Source organism: Pseudomonas sp. SWRI81, from assembly GCF_014268545.1.
Classification (GTDB): Bacteria; Pseudomonadota; Gammaproteobacteria; order Pseudomonadales; family Pseudomonadaceae; genus Aquipseudomonas; species Aquipseudomonas hamedanensis.
Genome location: NZ_JABWQS010000038.1, coordinates 1 through 18,210 on the forward strand (window position 1 = coordinate 1; position 18,210 = coordinate 18,210).

Genomic DNA, 18,210 nt, shown 5'->3' on the forward strand with positions numbered 1-18,210 from the left:
AACGCCCGCAGGTATCCCAAGTGCTGTAGGTGTGACGAGAGGATTTTTGTAACGATCGGGTTTCGTCGTCATGTGAAAATTCACCGTGGCGAGGGGATTTATCCCCGCTGGGCAGCGAAGCGGCCCCAAACCCGGCCAGCAGCGTTTTTGCAGGCACACCGCGTGTAGGGGAATTGCGACTGCTTCGCAGCCGAGCGGGGATAAATCCCCTCGCCACAATAAATTCACTTATTGCAGAGAGCTGTTGCGCTCATAGCCAGCAGGCATCCCAAAGCGGGTAGTCACCGATTTTATCGACCAGTCCGGCTCGCAAGGGATTATTGATGAGGTAGCGGGCGAATGGCTCCCAGTCTTCGCCGTCACGGATCGCGCGGTCATGGTAGCCGGATTGCCACAGCGGTCCGTGACGTCCGGTTTTTCTGTTGACCGCGTGCGTGCAGCGAGCCTTGATACCGCCAATGACTTCGCCAAGTGAGCCGCTTTGCAACTGCATCAACCAATGAAAGTGGTCGGGCATGACAACCCAGGCGATGGATTGCGCGACACCTAGCTCATGAACCCGGCGCAACTCTGCAACCAATAATCGGCCTGTTTGCCAATCTGAAAATACGGGCCGGCGCTGGTGGATAACAGCGGTGATGAAATAGGCACGCCCCTTTTCAGAGAATCGACCTTGGCGTAGACGGTGGGAATTGGGACGGACTGGCACGTGAGCTTCCTTGCTTGTGTTCCTGGCTTCTCCAAAGGTTAGTGGTTGATTGCTTTGGTTGGCGCTGCAATCGTTGAGTGAAATTTCTGAATTCGCCGGGTGATTTATCGGTGATGAAGCGCAAGGAGAGACACAGCACAGTGAATCAAATGCACTGGGCCTGAGACATGACGCTGCACCATTGCTGTGCAATACTCGGCGCCTTTTTCAGTGGCGAGTCTTCCTACGCAAGGCAGGTAATGCCTTCCGCAAACCGCACTTGTGCCCAGAGTTGTCACTGAATGTTGTGGTTTATAGAGTGAAAAGACCTGCCAAAGGCTTTTTATACTGCACGCCCCGCTGATCTTGCAGGTTGCCCTGCAAGACGCGTCTGCCCACGAAGCCGACGCGGTTTCCTGCCCAGCCAAGGCCTATCGGCCGACGCTTCGAGACCCGGTGGTCATATCCAATAACAAAACGAGGTTGCACCCTTATGCCAGTCGGCAATCATCTGCCTCACGGCGAAACCGCTCAGGGCGGTCCGCTCAAACGCGAACTCGGCGAACGGCATATTCGCCTGATGGCGCTCGGTGCCTGTATCGGCGTCGGTCTGTTCCTGGGTTCGGCCAAGGCCATTGAAATGGCCGGCCCGGCAATCATGCTTTCCTACATCCTCGGCGGTCTGGCGATCCTGGTGATCATGCGGGCCCTCGGCGAGATGGCGGTGCACAACCCGGTGGCCGGTTCGTTCAGCCGCTACGCCCAGGACTATCTCGGTCCGCTGGCCGGTTTTCTCACCGGCTGGAACTACTGGTTCCTGTGGCTGGTGACCTGCGTCGCGGAAATCACCGCGGTGGCGGTGTACATGGGCATCTGGTTTCCCGATGTGCCGCGCTGGATCTGGGCCCTCGCGGCGCTGATCAGCATGGGCTCGATCAACCTGATTGCGGTCAAGGCCTTCGGTGAATTCGAGTTCTGGTTCGCCCTGATCAAGATCGTCACCATCATTGCCATGGTCATTGGCGGTGTCGGCATCATCGCCTTCGGTTTCGGCAATGACGGCGTGGCGCTGGGGATTTCCAACCTGTGGGCCCACGGCGGCTTCATGCCCAACGGCGTAACGGGCGTGCTGATGTCCCTGCAAATGGTCATGTTCGCCTACCTCGGCGTCGAGATGATCGGTTTGACCGCCGGCGAAGCGAAGAACCCGCAAAAGACCATTCCTGATGCGATCGGCTCGGTGTTCTGGCGGATTCTGCTGTTCTACGTCGGCGCGCTGTTCGTGATCCTGTCGATCTACCCGTGGAACGAAATTGGCACGCAAGGCAGCCCGTTCGTGATGACGTTCGAGCGTCTGGGCATCAAGACCGCCGCCGGCATCATCAACTTTGTGGTGATCACCGCAGCGCTGTCGTCGTGCAACGGCGGCATCTTCAGCACCGGGCGCATGCTCTACAGCCTGGCGCAGAACGGCCAGGCCCCGGCCGGTTTTGCCAAGACATCGAACAATGGCGTACCGCGTCGCGCGCTGCTGCTGTCGATTGCTGCGCTGCTGCTGGGTGTGCTGCTCAACTATCTGGTGCCGGAAAAAGTCTTCGTCTGGGTCACCTCGATTGCCACCTTCGGCGCGATCTGGACCTGGGTGATGATCCTGCTCGCCCAGCTGAAATTCCGCAAAGGCCTGAGCGCCAGCGAACGTGCCGGCCTCAAATACAAAATGTGGCTGTACCCGGTCAGTTCGTATTTCGCCCTGGCGTTTCTGGTGCTGGTGGTCGGCTTGATGGCGTACTTCCCGGATACTCGCGTGGCGCTGTATGTAGGGCCGGCGTTTCTGGTGCTGCTGACGGTGTTGTTCTATGTGTTCAAGTTGCAACCGACTCAGGTGTCGCAGGACACCGCGCGTTCGGTTTCGTAACGTTCAATCGCTGAAAACAGAAAAGCCCCGGTCGTGAGTGAGACCGGGGCTTTTTCGTGAGCGCTGCACAGCGGGGAAAACTACGTGTCAGCACATTGCCAGCCTCACGCGGCTGCCACCTCATTCGGCTCAAAACTGTCCGCCCGCGCCATCTGCCACATTCGCGAATAAAACTCTCCATTCACTTCCCCAGTGAGCAATTCTCCCGGTTTCAGAAACACATGCAGCTGCGAAAACAGCTTGATCTCGGTTGCCGACATGCGCCGCACCAGATGCTTGGCCGACAGTTGCGACGGGTGCTCAAGTCCGGCCGCCGCGAGCATTTCGGCGAGTGCCTTGAGCGTGCTGCGATGGAAGTTGTAAACCCGCTGGGCCTTGTCCGGCACCACCAGGGCGCGTTGGCGCAACGCATCCTGAGTCGCTACGCCGGTCGGGCATTTATTGGTGTGGCACGACTGCGACTGGATGCAGCCGATGGCGAACATGAAGCCGCGCGCGGAGTTCGCCCAGTCGGCGCCGATGGCCAGCACGCTGGCGATGTCGAAGGCGCTGACGATCTTGCCGCTGGCGCCGAGTTTGATCTTGTCGCGCAGGTTCAGGCCGATCAGGGTGTTGTGCACGAACAGCAGGCCTTCGCGCATCGGCACGCCGATGTGGTCGGTGAATTCCACCGGTGCGGCGCCAGTGCCGCCCTCCTTGCCATCGACAACGATAAAGTCCGGAAGAATGCCGGTCTCGAGCATGGCCTTGGCGATGCCCATGAACTCCCACGGATGGCCGAGGCAGAATTTGAAACCCACCGGTTTTCCGCCCGACAGCTCACGCAGTTGCTGGATGAACTGCATCATTTCGATGGGCGTGGAAAACGCGCTGTGGCGTGACGGCGAGACACAGTCTTCGCCCATCAGGATGCCGCGGGTGTCGGCAATCTCTCGGGTGACCTTGTGCTTGGGCAGGATGCCGCCGTGGCCGGGTTTTGCGCCTTGGCTCATCTTGATTTCAATCATTCGCACCTGCGGATTCTGCGCCTGGACGGCGAAGCGTTCCGGGTCGAAACGGCCGTCGCTGGTGCGGCAACCAAAGTAGCCGCTGCCCAGTTCCCAGGTCAGGTCGCCGCCGTGTTCGCGGTGATACGGGCTGATGCTGCCTTCGCCGGTGTCGTGGGCGAAATTGCCAAGCTTGGCGCCCTGGTTCAGCGCGCGAATGGCATTGGCGCTGAGTGAGCCGAAGCTCATTGCCGAAATGTTGAAGATCGACGCCGAGTACGGCTGCGTGCACTGCGGCCCGCCGACGGTGACACGGAAACCGTTCGGGTCGCTCAACGGCGCCGGGCGCATCGAGTGGCCGATGAATTCGAAGCCGGACTGATAGACATCGATCAGCGTGCCGAAGGGTTTGTCGGCGGTTTCGTTCTTGGCGCGCGAGTACACCAGCGAGCGCTGGGCGCGGGAGAAGGGCAGGGCATCGCTGTCGGATTCGAGCAGGTATTGGCGAATCTCCGGGCGGATGCCCTCGACCAGATAACGGATATTGCCCAGGATCGGATAGTTGCGGCGCACCGCGTGGCGCGTCTGCACCAGGTCGAAGAGGCCAAGCAGGCTCAGCACAGCGGTGACGGCGGTGATCGGCCACAGCCAGTCATGTTCAAGAAAAGGCAGGCTGGCGAGGGTGAAAATCACACAGGCAGCAAAGAAGGCGTAGCGGCTCAGCAGCGACAGGCTCATACGGTTTCCTTGGGTTCGGACTCGAATATTCAGCGAAGATTTTGGGATATACACATTCCCCTGTAGGAGTGAGCCTGCTCGCGATAGCGGTATATCAGCTACAAAAGTTTCGCTGGCCTGGCGCCATCGCGAGCAGGCTCACTCCTACAAAAGGCAACAATACCCGGCGCTCAGGCGTTCTGCGCCTGCAGAAAAATCGAAAACAGCTCGGACTGGGACTTGATCCCCAGCTTGCTGTACATGTGTTTCTTATGGACTTTCACGGTTTCCACGGAGATTTCCAGCTTACGGGCGATTTCTTTACTGGAGCAACCGCTGAGCATCAAGCGCCCGACATCCAGCTCGCGCGCGGTCAATTGTGCGCCCTTGAGCCGTTGCACCGACGCTTCCAGTTGCACCCGCCAGTCTGTCTGCGCAGGCGCGGCGGCGAGGGCCACGGTTTCGTTGATCTCGTATGGCAGGCGTTGGCGCAACAGACCCAGCACCCATGGCTGAATCAAAGACAGCAAAGCGATCTGTTCGCCAGTGAAACGTTTTTCACTGCCCAGCGACAGGCACAGCGTGCGCTCGCCTTCGAGCTGGCAATTGAACTGGATTTCGTCGGCCACCACATTCAGACGAAAGTATCGCTGGTAATACTCGGTCAGCTCGAAATGCTCCGGAGCAACTTCCGACAGGCGATACAGGCCGGTGCGCGATTGCTCGCGGCAGGCGATGTAGAACGGGTCGAGCAGGTACAGACCGCGCAGATAATCCTGAAACAACGGATCAGGACTGCCGTCCTCACCGGGGCATTCGGCGAAGACTTGCGGATGCTGGTCGGCACTGAACAGCAGCACCACCCAGCTATCGAACACCACGTACTGCTCAAGCAGACGCACCAGTTGCGCCCAGAAATTCGGCTTGTCGAGCGCGTCGATCAATTGCCCGACGGCGCGGTGCCAAGTGATGTCATTCAACGAAAGTGTCATCGATCTACCCCTATCGGGTTACCCCGGCCGCGTGATTCCCTGGCCGGTTGCTTGCTGCGCATACTGGCCCACAGACAGTCACCGGGCAATCCTTCAAGGCCCGGCGCACATAACAAGGAATGCCCATGAAAGTCGAACTCGCCCAACTGGCGGGCCGTGACCACGACACGGCTTACAACCTCGAACGCGCGCTGGCGGCGATTGCTGCCTGCGCGGCTGATACGCAGATGATCGTATTTCCGGAAACTCACCTGATGGGCTTCCCCAACGCTGAAACCGTGGCGCAGATTGCCGAACCGCTCGACGGCCCGACCGTCAGCGCCGTGCTCGCAGCAGCGCGTGAGCGCGATATAGCGGTGGTCATCGGCATGGCCGAGAGCGACAGCGGGCGCTTCTACAACACCACTTTGCTGATCACCCCCGAAGGCATCGCCCTGAAATACCGCAAGACCCACCTGTGGGCCTCGGATCGTGGCGTATTCGAAGCCGGCGACCGTTACGCCACCTGCGTGTGGAACGGCGTGCGCGTCGGCCTGTTGATCTGCTACGACATCGAGTTCCCGGAAACCGCCCGTGCCCTCGCGCAACTGGGGGTGGAATTGCTCATCGTCACCAACGGCAACATGGACCCGTACGGCCCGACCCACCGCACCGCGATCATGGCCCGCGCTCAGGAAAACCAGGCGTTTGCGCTGATGGTCAATCGTGTCGAGGCGGGGGATGACGGTCTGGTGTTTGCCGGTGGCAGTGCGCTGGTGGATCCGCTGGGGACGCTGCTGTTCGAGGCCGGACGGGAGGAGGGGCAGTTCGGGGTCGAGCTTGATTTTCAGCAGTTGGCAGTGGCGCGCAAGGATTACCGCTATCTGGATGATCAGCGTCTGAAGTTGCCGGGGGAGAGGGTGGAGCAGGCTTCTGGTGTGCGGGAGCTGCTGATTCCTGCGCGTTGATCCGAATGCTGCATCGTGCCGGCTGACGTCTTCGCGGGCAAGCCCGCTCCCACAGGGGGGCTGGGCGTACAAAAAAATTGTGTTCCCCTCGGACACTGTGGGAGCGGGCTTGCCCGCGAAGAGGCCCGCTCAAACAGCATAAAAACAACAAAGTCACACCCGAAATTTTCGCCGAATCCGGCTCTGCCATAAATCCAATAACATTCGGAGTAAGACGCCCATGGCTCGTTTGCAACGCACCCTTTCGCTAGGGTCGGTGGTGCTGTTTGGCATCGCCTACATGACGCCGATCATTGTCCTCGGCACCTTCGGCATCCTCGCCCAGGCCACTGTCGGCATGGTCCCGGCGGCCTACCTGGCAGCACTGGTGGCAATGTTCTTCACCGCAATGAGTTACGGACGCATGGCCGCCGCTTTCCCGGTGGCCGGCTCGGCTTACAGCTATGTACGCAAGGCAATCAGCCCGAAACTCGGTTTCATTGCCGGGTGGGCGGTGTTGCTCGATTACCTGTTTCTGCCCATGGCCATCTGGTTGATCGGCTCGGCCTACCTGGCTTCGGCGTTCCCGTCGATCCCGCAGTGGATCTGGGTGCTGGCGTTCATCGGCATCACCAGTGCGATCAATATCGTCGGCTTGAAACTGGCCAATGGCATCAACGCCTTGCTGATGCTGGTGCAGTTCCTCGTGCTGATCGCGTTCGTTGCGCTGTGCATTCACTACATCGGCGGCGATGCCAGCACGCCGCTATGGTCGATCAAACCGTTCTTCAACGGCGACATGCAGATGCCGCTGATCATGAGCGGCGCGGCGATTGCCTGCTATTCGTTCCTCGGCTTCGACGCGGTCAGTACCCTGACCGAAGAAACCCGCGATCCGCGCCGCACCATTCCCCGGGCGATCATGCTGATCACCCTGATCGGCGGTTTGATCTTCGTCGGCGTCTCGTACTTTGTGCAAATCGCACATCCGTCGTTCCAGTTCGACAGCGTCGATTCGGCAGCCTATGAAATCGCCCGCAACATCGGCGGCGATCTGTTTGTGTCGATCTTCCTCATTGGTCTGATCGTCGGCCAGTTCGCCTCAGGCTTGTCGGCGCAGGCCAGCGGTTCGCGGCTGCTGTTCGCCATGGGCCGCGACGGGGTCTTGCCGAAGTCGTTTTTCGGCACCTTGCACGCGCGCTTCGGTACCCCGGTCAACAGCATTCTGCTGTGCGCGGCAGTGGCGTTGCTGGCGCTGAAACTCGACGTCACCACCTCGACTTCGTTCATTAACTTCGGCGCGTTCCTGGCGTTCAGCCTGGTCAACCTGTCGGTGATTTTCCACTACTGGATCGGCGGCGAGAAAAAAGGTCCGCGCGAGCTGCTGCTGTTTTTGTTCTGCCCGCTGATCGGCCTCGTTGCGGATTTGTGGCTGATGGTCAGCCTCGATCATCTGGCGGTCTGGCTGGGGTTGAGCTGGTTGGCGATTGGCGTGGTGTACCTCGCGGTGCTCACCGGTGGTTTCCGCCGTCAGCCGCCGGAACTGGATTTTCAGGAAGCCGGCTGAATGTGCCTCAAACGGCCAGTCGGTTCTGGCGTATGGGCAGTTCGACACGGAATGTCGTGCCCACGCCCAATTCGCTGCGAACCTGAATATCGCCGCCGTGTTTTTTCACGATGCCATAGGACAGCGACAGCCCGAGCCCCGTACCCTGGCCGACCGGTTTGGTGGTGAAGAACGGATCGAAGATTTTCTGCAGCGTGTCCGCAGGGATGCCCGAACCGGTGTCGGCGACTTCGATCCAGACGTTGTCGCCCTCGACGCCGGTGCGCAAGGTAATGGTGCCGCGCTCCGGACCCATGGCCTGCGCGGCGTTGACCACCAGGTTCATGATGACCTGATTGATTTGCGAGGGCAGGCATTCGATGTCCGGCAGAGGCTGGTAATCCTTGACCAGATCGGCCTTGTATTTGAGTTCGCTGGCGACGATGTTCAGGGTCGATTCGATGCCTTGCTGCAGATTCGCCCATTGCCATTGCTGCTGGGTGTCGACGCGGGAGAAGTCTTTCAAGTCCTTGACGATCTGCCCGACCCGGCCGATGCCCTCCTTGGATTCACGGATCAGCAGCGGGATGTCTTCGAGAAGAAAATCCAGTTCGGCCGCTTCGCGCTGTTGCTGCAAACGGGCGGCGGACTCGCCGCCCAGGCTTTGACCGATGCTGTGGTAGGCATCGAACAGGGGACGCAGCTGATTGAAGTAACCGTCGAGGGTGCCGAGGTTGGAAGAAATGAAGCCGATCGGGTTGTTGATTTCGTGGGCGACCCCCGCCGCCAATTGCCCCAGCGAGGCGAGTTTTTCCGACTGCACCAGTTGCCCTTCCAGTTGTTTGCGCTCGTCGATCTCCCGCTGCAAGTCCTGGCTGGCCTGCTTGAACTGGGCGGTGCGCTGATCGACCAGATGTTCCAGATGGTGCATCTGCAGCGAGGCTCTTTCGGTCATCTGCCATTTGGTCAGCAGCGTGTTGGCCATCTGCTGGACTTCGATGTTGTCGAAGGGTTTTTTCAGGATCAGCAAGCGATCGTGGGCCTGGAGTCGGTCGAGCAATTCGTCCCAGGAATAATCCGAATAGGCGGTACACACCACCACCTGTAATTGCGGATCGTGCTGCCATAGATGCTCGATGGTTTTCGCGCCATCCCAGCCATCGGGCATGCGCATGTCGACGAACGCCAGTGCATAGGGGCGTTGTTCCTGTAGCGCCTGGATCAGTTTGCCCAGGCCTTCCTCGCCGCCGTAGGCCGAGTCCAGTTCGAACAGCGGCCGCTCGGGCCGGGCCTGGGTGCCAAACAGCGCGGCTTCCATTTCGTCCAGCTCTACCGACTGCGGTGTGGCGGGCATGAGAATCTTGCGAAAGTCCTCGTGAATCGACGGCATGTCGTCGATCAGCAGAATGCGGCGGTTCGACAGCTCGCTCATGCGTTCTCCGTGACGGTGATCAAGGGTATCTGCAAGGTGAACAGCGCACCTTTGCCCGGCCCGTCGCTGTGGGCGGTGAGATGGCCGTTCATTTCGATGGCCGCCAGCGCACAGCTGTGCAAGCCGAAACCGTGGCCTTCCTTGCGGGTGGTAAAACCGTGGGCAAAGATCCGCGTCATGTTCTCGGCGGCGATGCCTTCGCCGTCGTCCTTGACGCTGATTTCGAGAAAGCGCTCATCGACAGTCCTGACGCCCAGGGTCATGGTGCGCGGACGATTGCTCAGGTCCGACATCGCGTATTTGGCGTTGCTGATGAGGTTGATCAGGATCAGCAGCAAACGGTGCTTGTCGCCCATCACTTGCGGCACGTCGTCGTAGGCCTTGACCACGGTGACGTGATGTCGGGTCAGCGCGCCGGCGTTCATGCGCAAGGCATCTTCGAGCAACTGATCGATGTACAGCGGCTCGGTCATGCTGCTGGCGCCGGCGTAGGACTGCTGGGTAGCGACGATGTCCTTGATGTGATCGACGCTTTTGCTCATCTGGGTCAACTCGTCGGCCATCTCCTGTTGTTCCTGGGCGATGGCGGTGACCAGTTGATTGAGATAGCCGGGCAGCAGTTTGCCCTTGGCGTCTTCGCTGAGAAATACCCCCAGGTCATCGGGATGGTCATTGATCAACTGCATGGCTTTGCCCAGGCCCTGGGTCTTGCTGCTGCGCAATTTGCGCGCGATCAGGTCAGAAGAAATGTTCACGCTGTTGAGGACGTTGCCGACGTTGTGCAGCACATTGGTCGCAATTTCCGCCATGCCGGCCTGACGGGCCGCGTCGAGCAGTTCGCTCTGGGCATTGCGCAGCTCGCGGGTGCGTTCTTCGACCCGTTGCTCCAGTACATCGTTGGCGGTCTGCAACGCCGCGTTGACCCGGTTGATTTCCGCGAAGCTGCCGATCAGACGGATCGCCAGCCACACCAGCGACAACATCAGCAGCACAGAAAACAACAGCAGGTAGAAGTGATACTGACGGTCGGTTATCTCGACGCGCCGCTGGTCGCGATCGAGCAGGGTGGTGAGGCTGTCCAGCTGTTCGGCGACGGGGACGGCCTCGATGCTTTCGAGTAACTGATTGACCACCGGCTGCTCCCGGGCAATCAGAGCGATGTGGTTGCTGAGGATTCTGATCGGGGCCTTGAAATCCGCTGGCAGGCGTTCGGCGTTAACCGCCAGTTTGTTCAGGCCCAGCTCGATTTCGGCGGCTTTTTCCACAGTGGTGACCTGGGCGTATTCCAGGGTGCTGAGCAGCAGGTCGTAGGTGTCGGTGACGATGTTTTGCTGCTGCAATTTGTCGAAATCGGACAGCGCGGCGAGTTGCTGCTGAATGTCGTCCTCGGCGGTCGGCAGAAACGCCAGTGAGTTGCGCAGCAGGGCGTTATGCGACTTGAACTGTTCGACCAGGCGGGTCTTTTCCTGCATCGCCTGCAAAAAGGCCTCATGGGCGCCGTTCCATTGCGCCAGGTCGTTGCGACCGTGGCCGGACTCAAGCGAATCGAACTGCGCCCAGAGCCGGTTCATCTCGTTCATCGGCGACACCAGCGGGTCGTAGTTGTGCGAGATCGCTACCCTGGCCTTGAGGATCTCGTTTTCCCACAGCGAGTCCTGCTGCTTGATCTGCCGGATCAGATCCCGCGACTCGGTGTAAGTCATGGTCTGCTCGGAGTTGGACTTGAGGTACAGAAACAGCAGCACCGAGGCCAGCGCCAGCGCGACGAGGGTGAGCAACAACAGGCTGCGCCGACGCGAAATGTTCGTCATGGCTTGCCCTCCGTCTTGCCGGTCAGGGTCTTGAGAAACTGGATGATCAGGGTTTTGTCTTCAGTGCTGGGCATGCGGCCCAACTGGTACTGGAACATGATATCCACAGCCCGCTCGAGGTCGGGTGCCGAGCCGTCATGGAAGTACGGTGCGGTCAGCGCGACGTTGCGCAGGCTCGGCACTTTGAACACCGCACGATCGGCCTCGTCGGCGGTGACATTGAAGCGCCCTTGGTCAGCCGCTGTCGGGTTGCCGCGGTCGGCGATGTAATCGCCGAACACGCCGAATTTCTGGAACATGTTGCCGCCGATATTCACGCCCTGATGGCAGGCGATGCAGCCGTAATCCTTGAAGCGCTGATAACCCTGTTTTTCCTCATAGCTGATGGCGGAGGTATCGCCCAGCAGGTATTGATCGAAGCGCGAACCGGGGGTCAGCAAGGTGCGTTCGAAGGCGGCCAGCGCCTGCTGGATATTGGCCCGGGTCACGCCGTCCGGGTACGCCGCGGCGAAGTCCCGGCGATAACCGGCGTCGCTGGCAATCCGCTCGATCACGGTCTTCCAGTCGCTGCCCATTTCGTGAGGACTGGTGATGACGATGTTGCTCTGTTCCTCCAGCGTTTCGACGCGACCGTTCCAGAACTGGCGGAAGTTGAGGCTGGCGTTGAATACCGTCGGCGTGTTGACCGCCACGGGTTTGCCGTCGAAGCCCAGTGAAAGCGCTCGGCTGTCGGCACCGTTGTGCTCCAGTTGATGGCAACTGGCACAGGACAAGGTGTTGTTGACCGATAATCTGGGGTCATGAAACAGCTGCCGTCCGAGGGCCACGCGTCCGGCATCCTGGCGGGGCACCTCGGGCAGCGGTTTGAGCGGCTCGTTCAACGGTTCGGCGATGGCGCTGGCAGCGCCGCCGCTCAGCAGCAGCGCGAGGGCATAGGGCACCAGGCCCGTCGACCGATTCATGGTGCGCTCCACGGTGCACATTCTCCCGACGCCAGCCAGCGGGCGAAGGTATCTGCCGGCAAGGCTTCGCTGAAATAAAACCCTTGGCCTTCTTCGCATTGATGGGCCTTGAGAAAGGCCAGTTGTTCGGCGGTTTCGATCCCTTCGGCGATGACGTTCAAACCCAGGCTCTTGCCCAGGTTGATGATCGCGCTGACTAGCGCGGCGTCGTGACTGTCGCTGATCAGGCCGCGAATGAACGACTGATCGATTTTCAGCACATCAATGGGAAAGCGGCGTAGATAACTCAGGCTGGAATAACCGGTGCCGAAATCGTCGATGGCCAGCCGTGTGCCCAGCGCCTTCAACCGATTGAGCGCGGTCAGGGTGGCCTCGACGTTTTGCATCAGCACACCTTCAGTGATTTCCAGCTCCAGCCATTCGGCGGCGAGATTGTTTTGCTTCAGCGCCTGCTCGACACCGTCGACGAAGTCGCGTTGGCGAAAGTCGATGGGCGAGGTGTTGATTGACAGGCGAATCGGCGGCAGTCCGGCCAGTTGCCATTCGCGCAGCTGACGACAGGCTTCATTCAGCACCCACTTGCTCAACGGCACGATCAGACCAGTGTCCTCGGCCACCGGGATAAATGCCGAGGGATACACCCAGCCATGCCCCGGTTTCTGCCAGCGCACCAGCGCCTCGGCCCCGACCACGCGGGCGCTGCGCAGGTCGACCTTGGGTTGATAGTGCAGGACCAGTTCTTGCGCTTGCAGGGCCCGGCGCAGACCTGATTCGATGCTGTGCTGTTCCCGGGCGTGCTGGTTCATGGCTTCGATGAAAAAGCCGATTTCATCGGGACCGTGTTCCTTGACGTTGCGCATCGCGGTTTCGGCTTTTTTGATCAGCTCGATGGCGTCCAGCCCGTCTTCGGGGTACACGCTGATGCCCAGGCTGGCGGTAACGCTGACGTCATGCCCGGCAATCGTCTGCGGTGCACGAATGGCCGCGAGCAGTTTTTCTGCGACGCCGTGGGTTTGCTGCGGGTGGTTGATGTCGTTGAGGATCACCACGAATTCGTCGGCGCCGTAGCGAAAGACCGAGTCCGAATCGCGCAGGCAAAGCGTTAATTGCCGCGCGGTGCATTTGAGCATCTCGTCGCCCGCCGGATGGCCCAGGGCATGGTTGATGCGTTTGAAGCGGTCGAGACCGAGAAACATCACCACCAGTTGCTTGTCATGGCGCCGGCAGACCGCCAGCGCCTGACTCAGGCGATCGCCGAGCAGCGTGCTGTTGGGCAGCCCCGTGAGGGCGTCGTATTGCAGCAGGTGCGAGACCTTGAGCAGTTCATGCACCCGCGCCTCGATGGTTTGCTCAAGGGCGAGCATCTTTAATGCCGCGTCCTGCGCCAGTTGCCATTTCCAGGTCAGAGCGTTGGCCATCTGACGGATTTCCAGGCTGTCGAACGGCTTTTTCAGAATCAGCAATTGATCGCCGAACGCCAGCCGTTCGGCCATGGCTTCCCAGCTGTAATCGCTGTAAGCGGTGCATAAGGCGATTTGCAGGTTCGGATCGACCTGCCAGAGCTGCTCGATGGTCTCCAGACCATCCCAGCCGGGCGGCATGCGCATGTCGATGAAGGCCAGGGCATACGGGGTGCCGGCGGCCAGGGCGCGCTCGACCAGGGCCAGGGCTTCCTGGCCCTGATAGGCGGAATCGAGCTGGAAGGTCAGGTGGGCCGACGGGTGGGTGCCGAACAGCGTCTGTTCCAGTTGCTGCAGATCGGCCGGGTCCTGCGCCTGTGGCGCGAGAATCTTGCGAAAGTCAGCATGGATCGCCGGCGTGTCGTCGATGATCAGAATGCGTCGGTTGGTCTGCGGGAACGGGGTCTTCATGCCTCATTCCCCTTCGGCGGCAATTCGCTGTTGCGCAGCAGTTGCTCCGCCTGTTCGGCGCTGACCGCCTCGCTGAAGTACAACCCTTGCGCGCTGGAAAGTGGCGCTTCGCTCCCCTCAATCAGCGGCGCCTCGGGGGCTGTGTGACCTTCGGTAATGATGCCGATGTCCAGATCCCGGGCGAAGTTGACGATCGCACGCAGGGCGTTGGCGCTGGCCGGATCCCTGCTCGCGCTGTCGATGAACGTCTGAGCCAGTTTGAGGTGATTGACCCGGTAGGTTTTCAGGTAATCGAACGATGAGTACTCGGTGCCGAAGTCGTCGATGGCGATGGTCACGCCCAGCTCGCGCAAACGCGGCAACACATCGTTGTGGGTCCACTTGGTCTGCGCCAGCGTGGCCTCGGTGACATCGAAGCGCAGGTCCCACGGCGCGAGTTCCCAGCGTGCGGTGGTGCGGAGTACGTCGTAGATCAGTTCCGGACCGCTTTTGAGTTGCGCCAGGGACAGCTTGATCGCCATCACCGGCGGGGCCACGCCTTCATCGCGCCACAGGCGCATCTGGCGGCAGGCCCGGTCGAGGACCCAGCGCCCGAGCGCAATGATCGCGCCGGTGCGTTGCGCCGCCGGCACAAACGCGCTGGCCGGCAGCAGGCCCAGACGCGGATGCTGCCAGACGATCTGCGCCTCCATGCCGAGAATCCGGCGGCTGTGCAGATCCACTTCCGGCGCGTAGTTGAGGGTCAGTTCGTCGCCGTCCAGCGCCGTCAGCAACTCGCTGGCCAGGGTCATGCGTTCAGCCACCTCCCGGGAGATCTCGGCGCAGTGGAAGTGATATTGGTTGCGGCCCATTTCCTTGGCGCGGTACAGCGCCATGTCGGCCTGCCCGAGCAGGCTGTCGGCGTCGAGGCTGGCCGCGGTGTAGGTGCTGATGCCGATGCTCACCGACACGTGCAGGGCATTGCCGGCCAGGTGATAGGGCGCCAGCAGCGTGTCGCGGATGTTGTTGGCCATGGCCGCCGATTGGGTCGGGTCGCTGACGTCCAGTTGCACAATCGCGAACTCGTCGCCACCGAGGCGCGCGACCACGTCGTTTTCGCGCACGCTGGCCTTGATGCGCCGGGCGACTTCCTGCAGCAGCAGATCACCCACCGGGTGGCCGAGGGTGTCATTGATCCGCTTGAAGTGGTCCAGGTCCAGATAAAACACCGCGAACGGCGCGGCGCCCCGACGCGCGGCAGCGAAGGCCTGGTGCAGCCGCTCAATCAGCGTCGCGCGATTGGCGAGCCCGGTCAGGCCATCGGAGCGGGCCAGCAAGGCGAGTTTTTCCTCGGCCACGCGGCGCTCGGTGATGTCGAGGATAATCCCCTCTACTTCGAGCAGGCGGCCGTCATCGTCGCGCACCGGGATATAGCGGTTTTCCACCCAGCGCCAGGTGCCGTCCCCGGTGCGCATACGAAACTCGATCGAAGCGCCCAGCGCGTGCCGGTCAAGGACCCGGGCCATGGCCGCATCGACGCTGGCCTGGTCGTCGGGATGAATCAATGCTTGTGCCCAGTTGGGCGAACGCACCAGTTCTGCCGCCACATGGCCATAACGGGTGATGTTGTGGGAAATGTACATCAGCGGAAACGACGGCTCGCCGCGCAGCCGGTAAAGGATGGTCGGGCTGTTCTGCACAATGATGTTGGCGTCGGACAACTCCCGGGTGCGCTCCTCGACGGCTTGTTCCAGCAGGTTCATTTTCAGCGCGGCGTCTTCGGTCATTTGCCATTTGACCGTGAGGGCGCTGGCCATCTGGCGGATCTCGATGGCGTCGAAGGGTTTTTTCAGGATCAGCAGGCGGTCGTTCAACGCCAGACGCTGGTCGATGTCTTCCCAGGAATAATCGGAATACGCTGTGCACAGCGCGACCTGCAATTTCGGGTCGACGTGCCACAGCCGTTCGATGGTTTCCAGGCCGTCCCAGCCCGGCGGCATGCGCATGTCGATAAAAGCCATGGCATAGGGCCGCTGACTGGCCAGCGCGGCTTCGATCTTTTCCAGCGCCTGGTGGCCCTGGAACGCCGAATCCAGTTCGAAGCGCAGGGTCGGCGCTGCCGACGGGGTGCCGAACAATAGATTCTCGGTGGCGCCCAGCCCGTCATCGTCAAGCGCGACCGGACTAAGGATCTTGGCGAAGTCCTCATGGATCGACGCACTGTCGTCAACGATGAGTACGCGCCGATTGATCGGCGTAAGTGGCGCGTTCATGCCGTGCTGCTTGCGATTTCATACGCGGTTGTCGTCAAGAGCATCCCTTTCCCTTATTGCCTGGCCTATCAGCGGACGGAACCGCTCACTGTGTTGAGCGTAGTTGGCCGTTCGTCACTTTGCCTGCGCATCCAGGCAGAAGTTTTGCGTGAGCAATCGGCAAAATCATCTAGCCTTTAAAGCAGATGCGGGTCGGTGCCGGGGGCAGAGCGCCGCGTCGTTGACGTCCACTGTTGCGCTTGAGGCCATACCATGGAAGAACAAAACACCTCGACGAGCCAGCGCCCCAAGGTGCTGCTGGTCGATGACGAAGAATCGATTCTCAACAGTCTGCGCCGCCTGTTGCGCGGCCAGCCCTACGATGTCCTTTTGGCCACCAGCGGTGCCCAGGCGCTGGAGATACTGGCGCAGCAGCCAGTGGACCTGGTGATGAGTGACGCACGCATGCCGAACATGGACGGCGCCTCGTTGCTGGCGCAGGTCCGTCAGCGCTGGCCAGCGACGATGCGCATCATGCTCACCGGCTATGCCGATCCGACGGCGATCATCAAGGCGATCAACGACGGCCAGATTCACCGCTACATCAGCAAACCGTGGAATGACGAAGAACTGCTGGTGATTCTGCGCCAGTCGCTGGAACACCAGCATTCCGAGCGCGAGCGTCAGCGCCTGGAGCGCCTGGCCCGGGTGCAGAACGATCAGCTCAAGCTGCTCAACAGCACGCTGGAGAAGCACGTCGCCGCCCGTACCGCCGAGTTGCAGCAGACCGCCGACATGCTCGATCTGGCTTACGAAGAACTCAAGCACAGCTACGTCACTGGCACCGAAGTGTTCTCCCTGCTGGCCAATCTGCGTCTGCCGCCGGCCAAACAGACCAACCGGCAAATCATCGAATTGGTGCGCGGCTACAGCAAGGCGCACGGCCTGGACGAAGCCACCAGCCGCGACCTGGCCATGGCGGCCGCCCTGTACAACATTGGCAAACTTAGTTGGCCCGACACCATGATGGTCACGCCGTCGGATCTGCTGCATTCCGCTGAGCGCGAGCGTTATCGCGGATATCCGAAGCAGAGCGAATCGCTGTTGATGACCCTCGATCCGATGAAGGATGCCGCGCGGCTGATCCTCCATCATCAGGAGCGCTGGGACGGCAGCGGTTTTCCCGATCGCCTCAAGGGCGAGGCGATTCCGTTCGGCTCGCGCTTGTTGAAACTGGCGGTGGACTTTGTCGAACTGCAACGCGGGCTGATTCTCGAACGGCAGATGAACAGCGACGAAGCGCTGCTTTACCTGCGTCAATACAGTGGCCGTCTGTACGACCCGGAACTGGTCGAGGACTTCATCCAGGTGTGCGCGGCATTCCTCAGCGATATCACCCTGATCGACCCGGACGTCAAGGTCGTGACCACCCGCGAGCTGACAGCGGGAACAGAACTGGCGCGTAACCTCAACGCCGATAACGGCATGCTCCTGCTCAACGCCGGCAAGGTACTCAGTGCTCCGCTGATTGAAAAACTGATTGCTTTCGAGGCGATGGAGGGCGGCAAGTATCAGGTTTTTGTCAAAGTGCCGCAGGACGAGCCGGGCTTGCTGCAGGCTGAGGGCTGAAGGGCATGACGAGACAGGGGCGGGCGTGGGATCCTTGGTTTTTTTGACCCAGGGACTGTTGTCACCCATGACGCTCGCATCTGTCGCTTCCGCTCAAACTATCCACATCGCCGCCGCGCTGCTGCTGAATGCGCAGGGCCAGACCCTGTTGGTACGCAAGCGCGGCACCACAGCGTTCATGCAGCCGGGCGGCAAGATCGAACCCCGGGAATTACCGGTGCACGCGCTGGCTCGCGAGCTGGAGGAAGAACTGGGCCTGCGTATCGATGCGACGCAGGCTGCGTTCCTCGGTGAGTTTGCGGCACCGGCTGCGAATGAACCTGGGTATGTCGTCTGCGCACAGATTTTTCAATTGACGATCGATGCCGAGGTTTGCCCGGCCGCTGAAATCGAAGAGGTGATCTGGGTCGACCCGGCCACTGATCCGGCGGTTGACCTGGCACCATTGACACGCGACCTGATCCTGCCGTTTTATCGGCGCTCGCTGACCGCACTCGCCTGATC

13 protein-coding genes are annotated in these 18,210 nt (G+C 60.7%); 5 read left to right on the forward strand and 8 right to left on the reverse strand.

Translation table 11 applies throughout. The features are described 5' to 3' along the window. Positions 1-250: 250 nt before the first annotated feature. Positions 251-709 (reverse strand): transposase, encoded by a 459-nt coding sequence (locus HU765_RS20365; protein ID WP_186622556.1) that lies wholly within the window; start codon positions 707-709, stop codon positions 251-253. A 472-nt stretch (positions 710-1,181) separates the two neighbouring features. Here HU765_RS20365 and HU765_RS20370 point away from each other — a divergent pair, with 472 nt between their 5' ends. After that, the gene (locus HU765_RS20370) at positions 1,182-2,603 is read left to right on the forward strand and encodes an amino acid permease (protein WP_186622558.1); all 1,422 of its coding nucleotides are present in this window, start codon (positions 1,182-1,184) and stop codon (positions 2,601-2,603) included. Between the two features lie 104 nt (positions 2,604-2,707). Here HU765_RS20370 and HU765_RS20375 read toward each other — a convergent pair whose 3' ends face one another. Further along, the gene (locus tag HU765_RS20375) at positions 2,708-4,327 is read right to left on the reverse strand and encodes an FMN-binding glutamate synthase family protein (RefSeq protein WP_186622560.1); all 1,620 of its coding nucleotides are present in this window, start codon (positions 4,325-4,327) and stop codon (positions 2,708-2,710) included. Between the two features lie 170 nt (positions 4,328-4,497). Beyond that, entirely contained in the window at positions 4,498-5,298 is an 801-nt protein-coding gene (locus HU765_RS20380) for a LuxR C-terminal-related transcriptional regulator (protein ID WP_186622562.1), read from the reverse strand. Positions 5,299-5,423: 125 nt separating this feature from the next. Here HU765_RS20380 and HU765_RS20385 point away from each other — a divergent pair, with 125 nt between their 5' ends. Further along, positions 5,424-6,245 carry a carbon-nitrogen hydrolase family protein gene (locus tag HU765_RS20385; RefSeq protein WP_186622564.1) on the forward strand — a complete coding sequence of 274 codons (822 nt, stop codon included), beginning with the start codon at positions 5,424-5,426 and terminating at the stop codon, positions 6,243-6,245. Between the two features lie 220 nt (positions 6,246-6,465). Further along, a complete protein-coding gene (locus HU765_RS20390) occupies positions 6,466-7,791 on the forward strand; it encodes an APC family permease (protein WP_186622566.1) in 1,326 nt (441 codons plus the stop codon). A 7-nt stretch (positions 7,792-7,798) separates the two neighbouring features. Here HU765_RS20390 and HU765_RS20395 read toward each other — a convergent pair whose 3' ends face one another. The 5 genes from HU765_RS20395 to HU765_RS20415 are packed head-to-tail and all read right to left on the reverse strand — an operon-like array spanning position 7,799 to position 16,098. Continuing rightward, positions 7,799-9,202 (reverse strand): ATP-binding protein, encoded by a 1,404-nt coding sequence (locus HU765_RS20395; protein WP_186622567.1) that lies wholly within the window; start codon positions 9,200-9,202, stop codon positions 7,799-7,801. Then, the gene (locus tag HU765_RS20400; protein ID WP_186622568.1) at positions 9,199-11,013 is read right to left on the reverse strand and encodes a DAHL domain-containing protein; all 1,815 of its coding nucleotides are present in this window, start codon (positions 11,011-11,013) and stop codon (positions 9,199-9,201) included. Before HU765_RS20400 ends, HU765_RS20395 begins: the two co-directional genes overlap by 4 nt. Then, positions 11,010-11,975, reverse strand: a complete 966-nt coding sequence (locus HU765_RS20405) for a cytochrome c peroxidase (protein WP_238344737.1) — start codon at positions 11,973-11,975, stop codon at positions 11,010-11,012. Before HU765_RS20405 ends, HU765_RS20400 begins: the two co-directional genes overlap by 4 nt. Then, positions 11,972-13,846, reverse strand: coding sequence for a GGDEF and EAL domain-containing protein (locus tag HU765_RS20410; protein ID WP_186622570.1), 1,875 nt, complete (start codon positions 13,844-13,846; stop codon positions 11,972-11,974). The genes HU765_RS20405 and HU765_RS20410 overlap by 4 nt, the downstream gene beginning before the upstream one ends. Then, positions 13,843-16,098 carry an EAL domain-containing protein gene (locus HU765_RS20415; protein ID WP_186622575.1) on the reverse strand — a complete coding sequence of 752 codons (2,256 nt, stop codon included), beginning with the start codon at positions 16,096-16,098 and terminating at the stop codon, positions 13,843-13,845. Before HU765_RS20415 ends, HU765_RS20410 begins: the two co-directional genes overlap by 4 nt. A 252-nt stretch (positions 16,099-16,350) precedes the next feature. Here HU765_RS20415 and HU765_RS20420 point away from each other — a divergent pair, with 252 nt between their 5' ends. Continuing rightward, complete coding sequence (locus tag HU765_RS20420; RefSeq protein WP_186622577.1) at positions 16,351-17,706, forward strand: HD domain-containing phosphohydrolase; 1,356 nt, start codon at positions 16,351-16,353, stop codon at positions 17,704-17,706. Between the two features lie 67 nt (positions 17,707-17,773). After that, entirely contained in the window at positions 17,774-18,208 is a 435-nt protein-coding gene (locus tag HU765_RS20425) for an NUDIX domain-containing protein (RefSeq protein ID WP_186622580.1), read from the forward strand. The last annotated feature ends 2 nt before the right edge of the window (positions 18,209-18,210 follow it).

What these genes read in the sequence shown, in the direction of transcription:
- HU765_RS20370 (WP_186622558.1), top strand. Translation starts at nt 1,182, where the DNA reads ATGCCAGTCGGCAATCATCTGCCTCACGGCGAAACCGCTCAGGGCGGT.
- HU765_RS20375 (WP_186622560.1), bottom strand. Translation starts at nt 4,327, where the DNA reads ATGAGCCTGTCGCTGCTGAGCCGCTACGCCTTCTTTGCTGCCTGTGTG.
- HU765_RS20380 (WP_186622562.1), bottom strand. Translation starts at nt 5,298, where the DNA reads ATGACACTTTCGTTGAATGACATCACTTGGCACCGCGCCGTCGGGCAA.
- HU765_RS20385 (WP_186622564.1), top strand. Translation starts at nt 5,424, where the DNA reads ATGAAAGTCGAACTCGCCCAACTGGCGGGCCGTGACCACGACACGGCT.
- HU765_RS20390 (WP_186622566.1), top strand. Translation starts at nt 6,466, where the DNA reads ATGGCTCGTTTGCAACGCACCCTTTCGCTAGGGTCGGTGGTGCTGTTT.
- HU765_RS20395 (WP_186622567.1), bottom strand. Translation starts at nt 9,202, where the DNA reads ATGAGCGAGCTGTCGAACCGCCGCATTCTGCTGATCGACGACATGCCG.
- HU765_RS20400 (WP_186622568.1), bottom strand. Translation starts at nt 11,013, where the DNA reads ATGACGAACATTTCGCGTCGGCGCAGCCTGTTGTTGCTCACCCTCGTC.
- HU765_RS20405 (WP_238344737.1), bottom strand. Translation starts at nt 11,975, where the DNA reads ATGAATCGGTCGACGGGCCTGGTGCCCTATGCCCTCGCGCTGCTGCTG.
- HU765_RS20410 (WP_186622570.1), bottom strand. Translation starts at nt 13,846, where the DNA reads ATGAAGACCCCGTTCCCGCAGACCAACCGACGCATTCTGATCATCGAC.
- HU765_RS20415 (WP_186622575.1), bottom strand. Translation starts at nt 16,098, where the DNA reads ATGAACGCGCCACTTACGCCGATCAATCGGCGCGTACTCATCGTTGAC.
- HU765_RS20420 (WP_186622577.1), top strand. Translation starts at nt 16,351, where the DNA reads ATGGAAGAACAAAACACCTCGACGAGCCAGCGCCCCAAGGTGCTGCTG.
- HU765_RS20425 (WP_186622580.1), top strand. Translation starts at nt 17,774, where the DNA reads ATGACGCTCGCATCTGTCGCTTCCGCTCAAACTATCCACATCGCCGCC.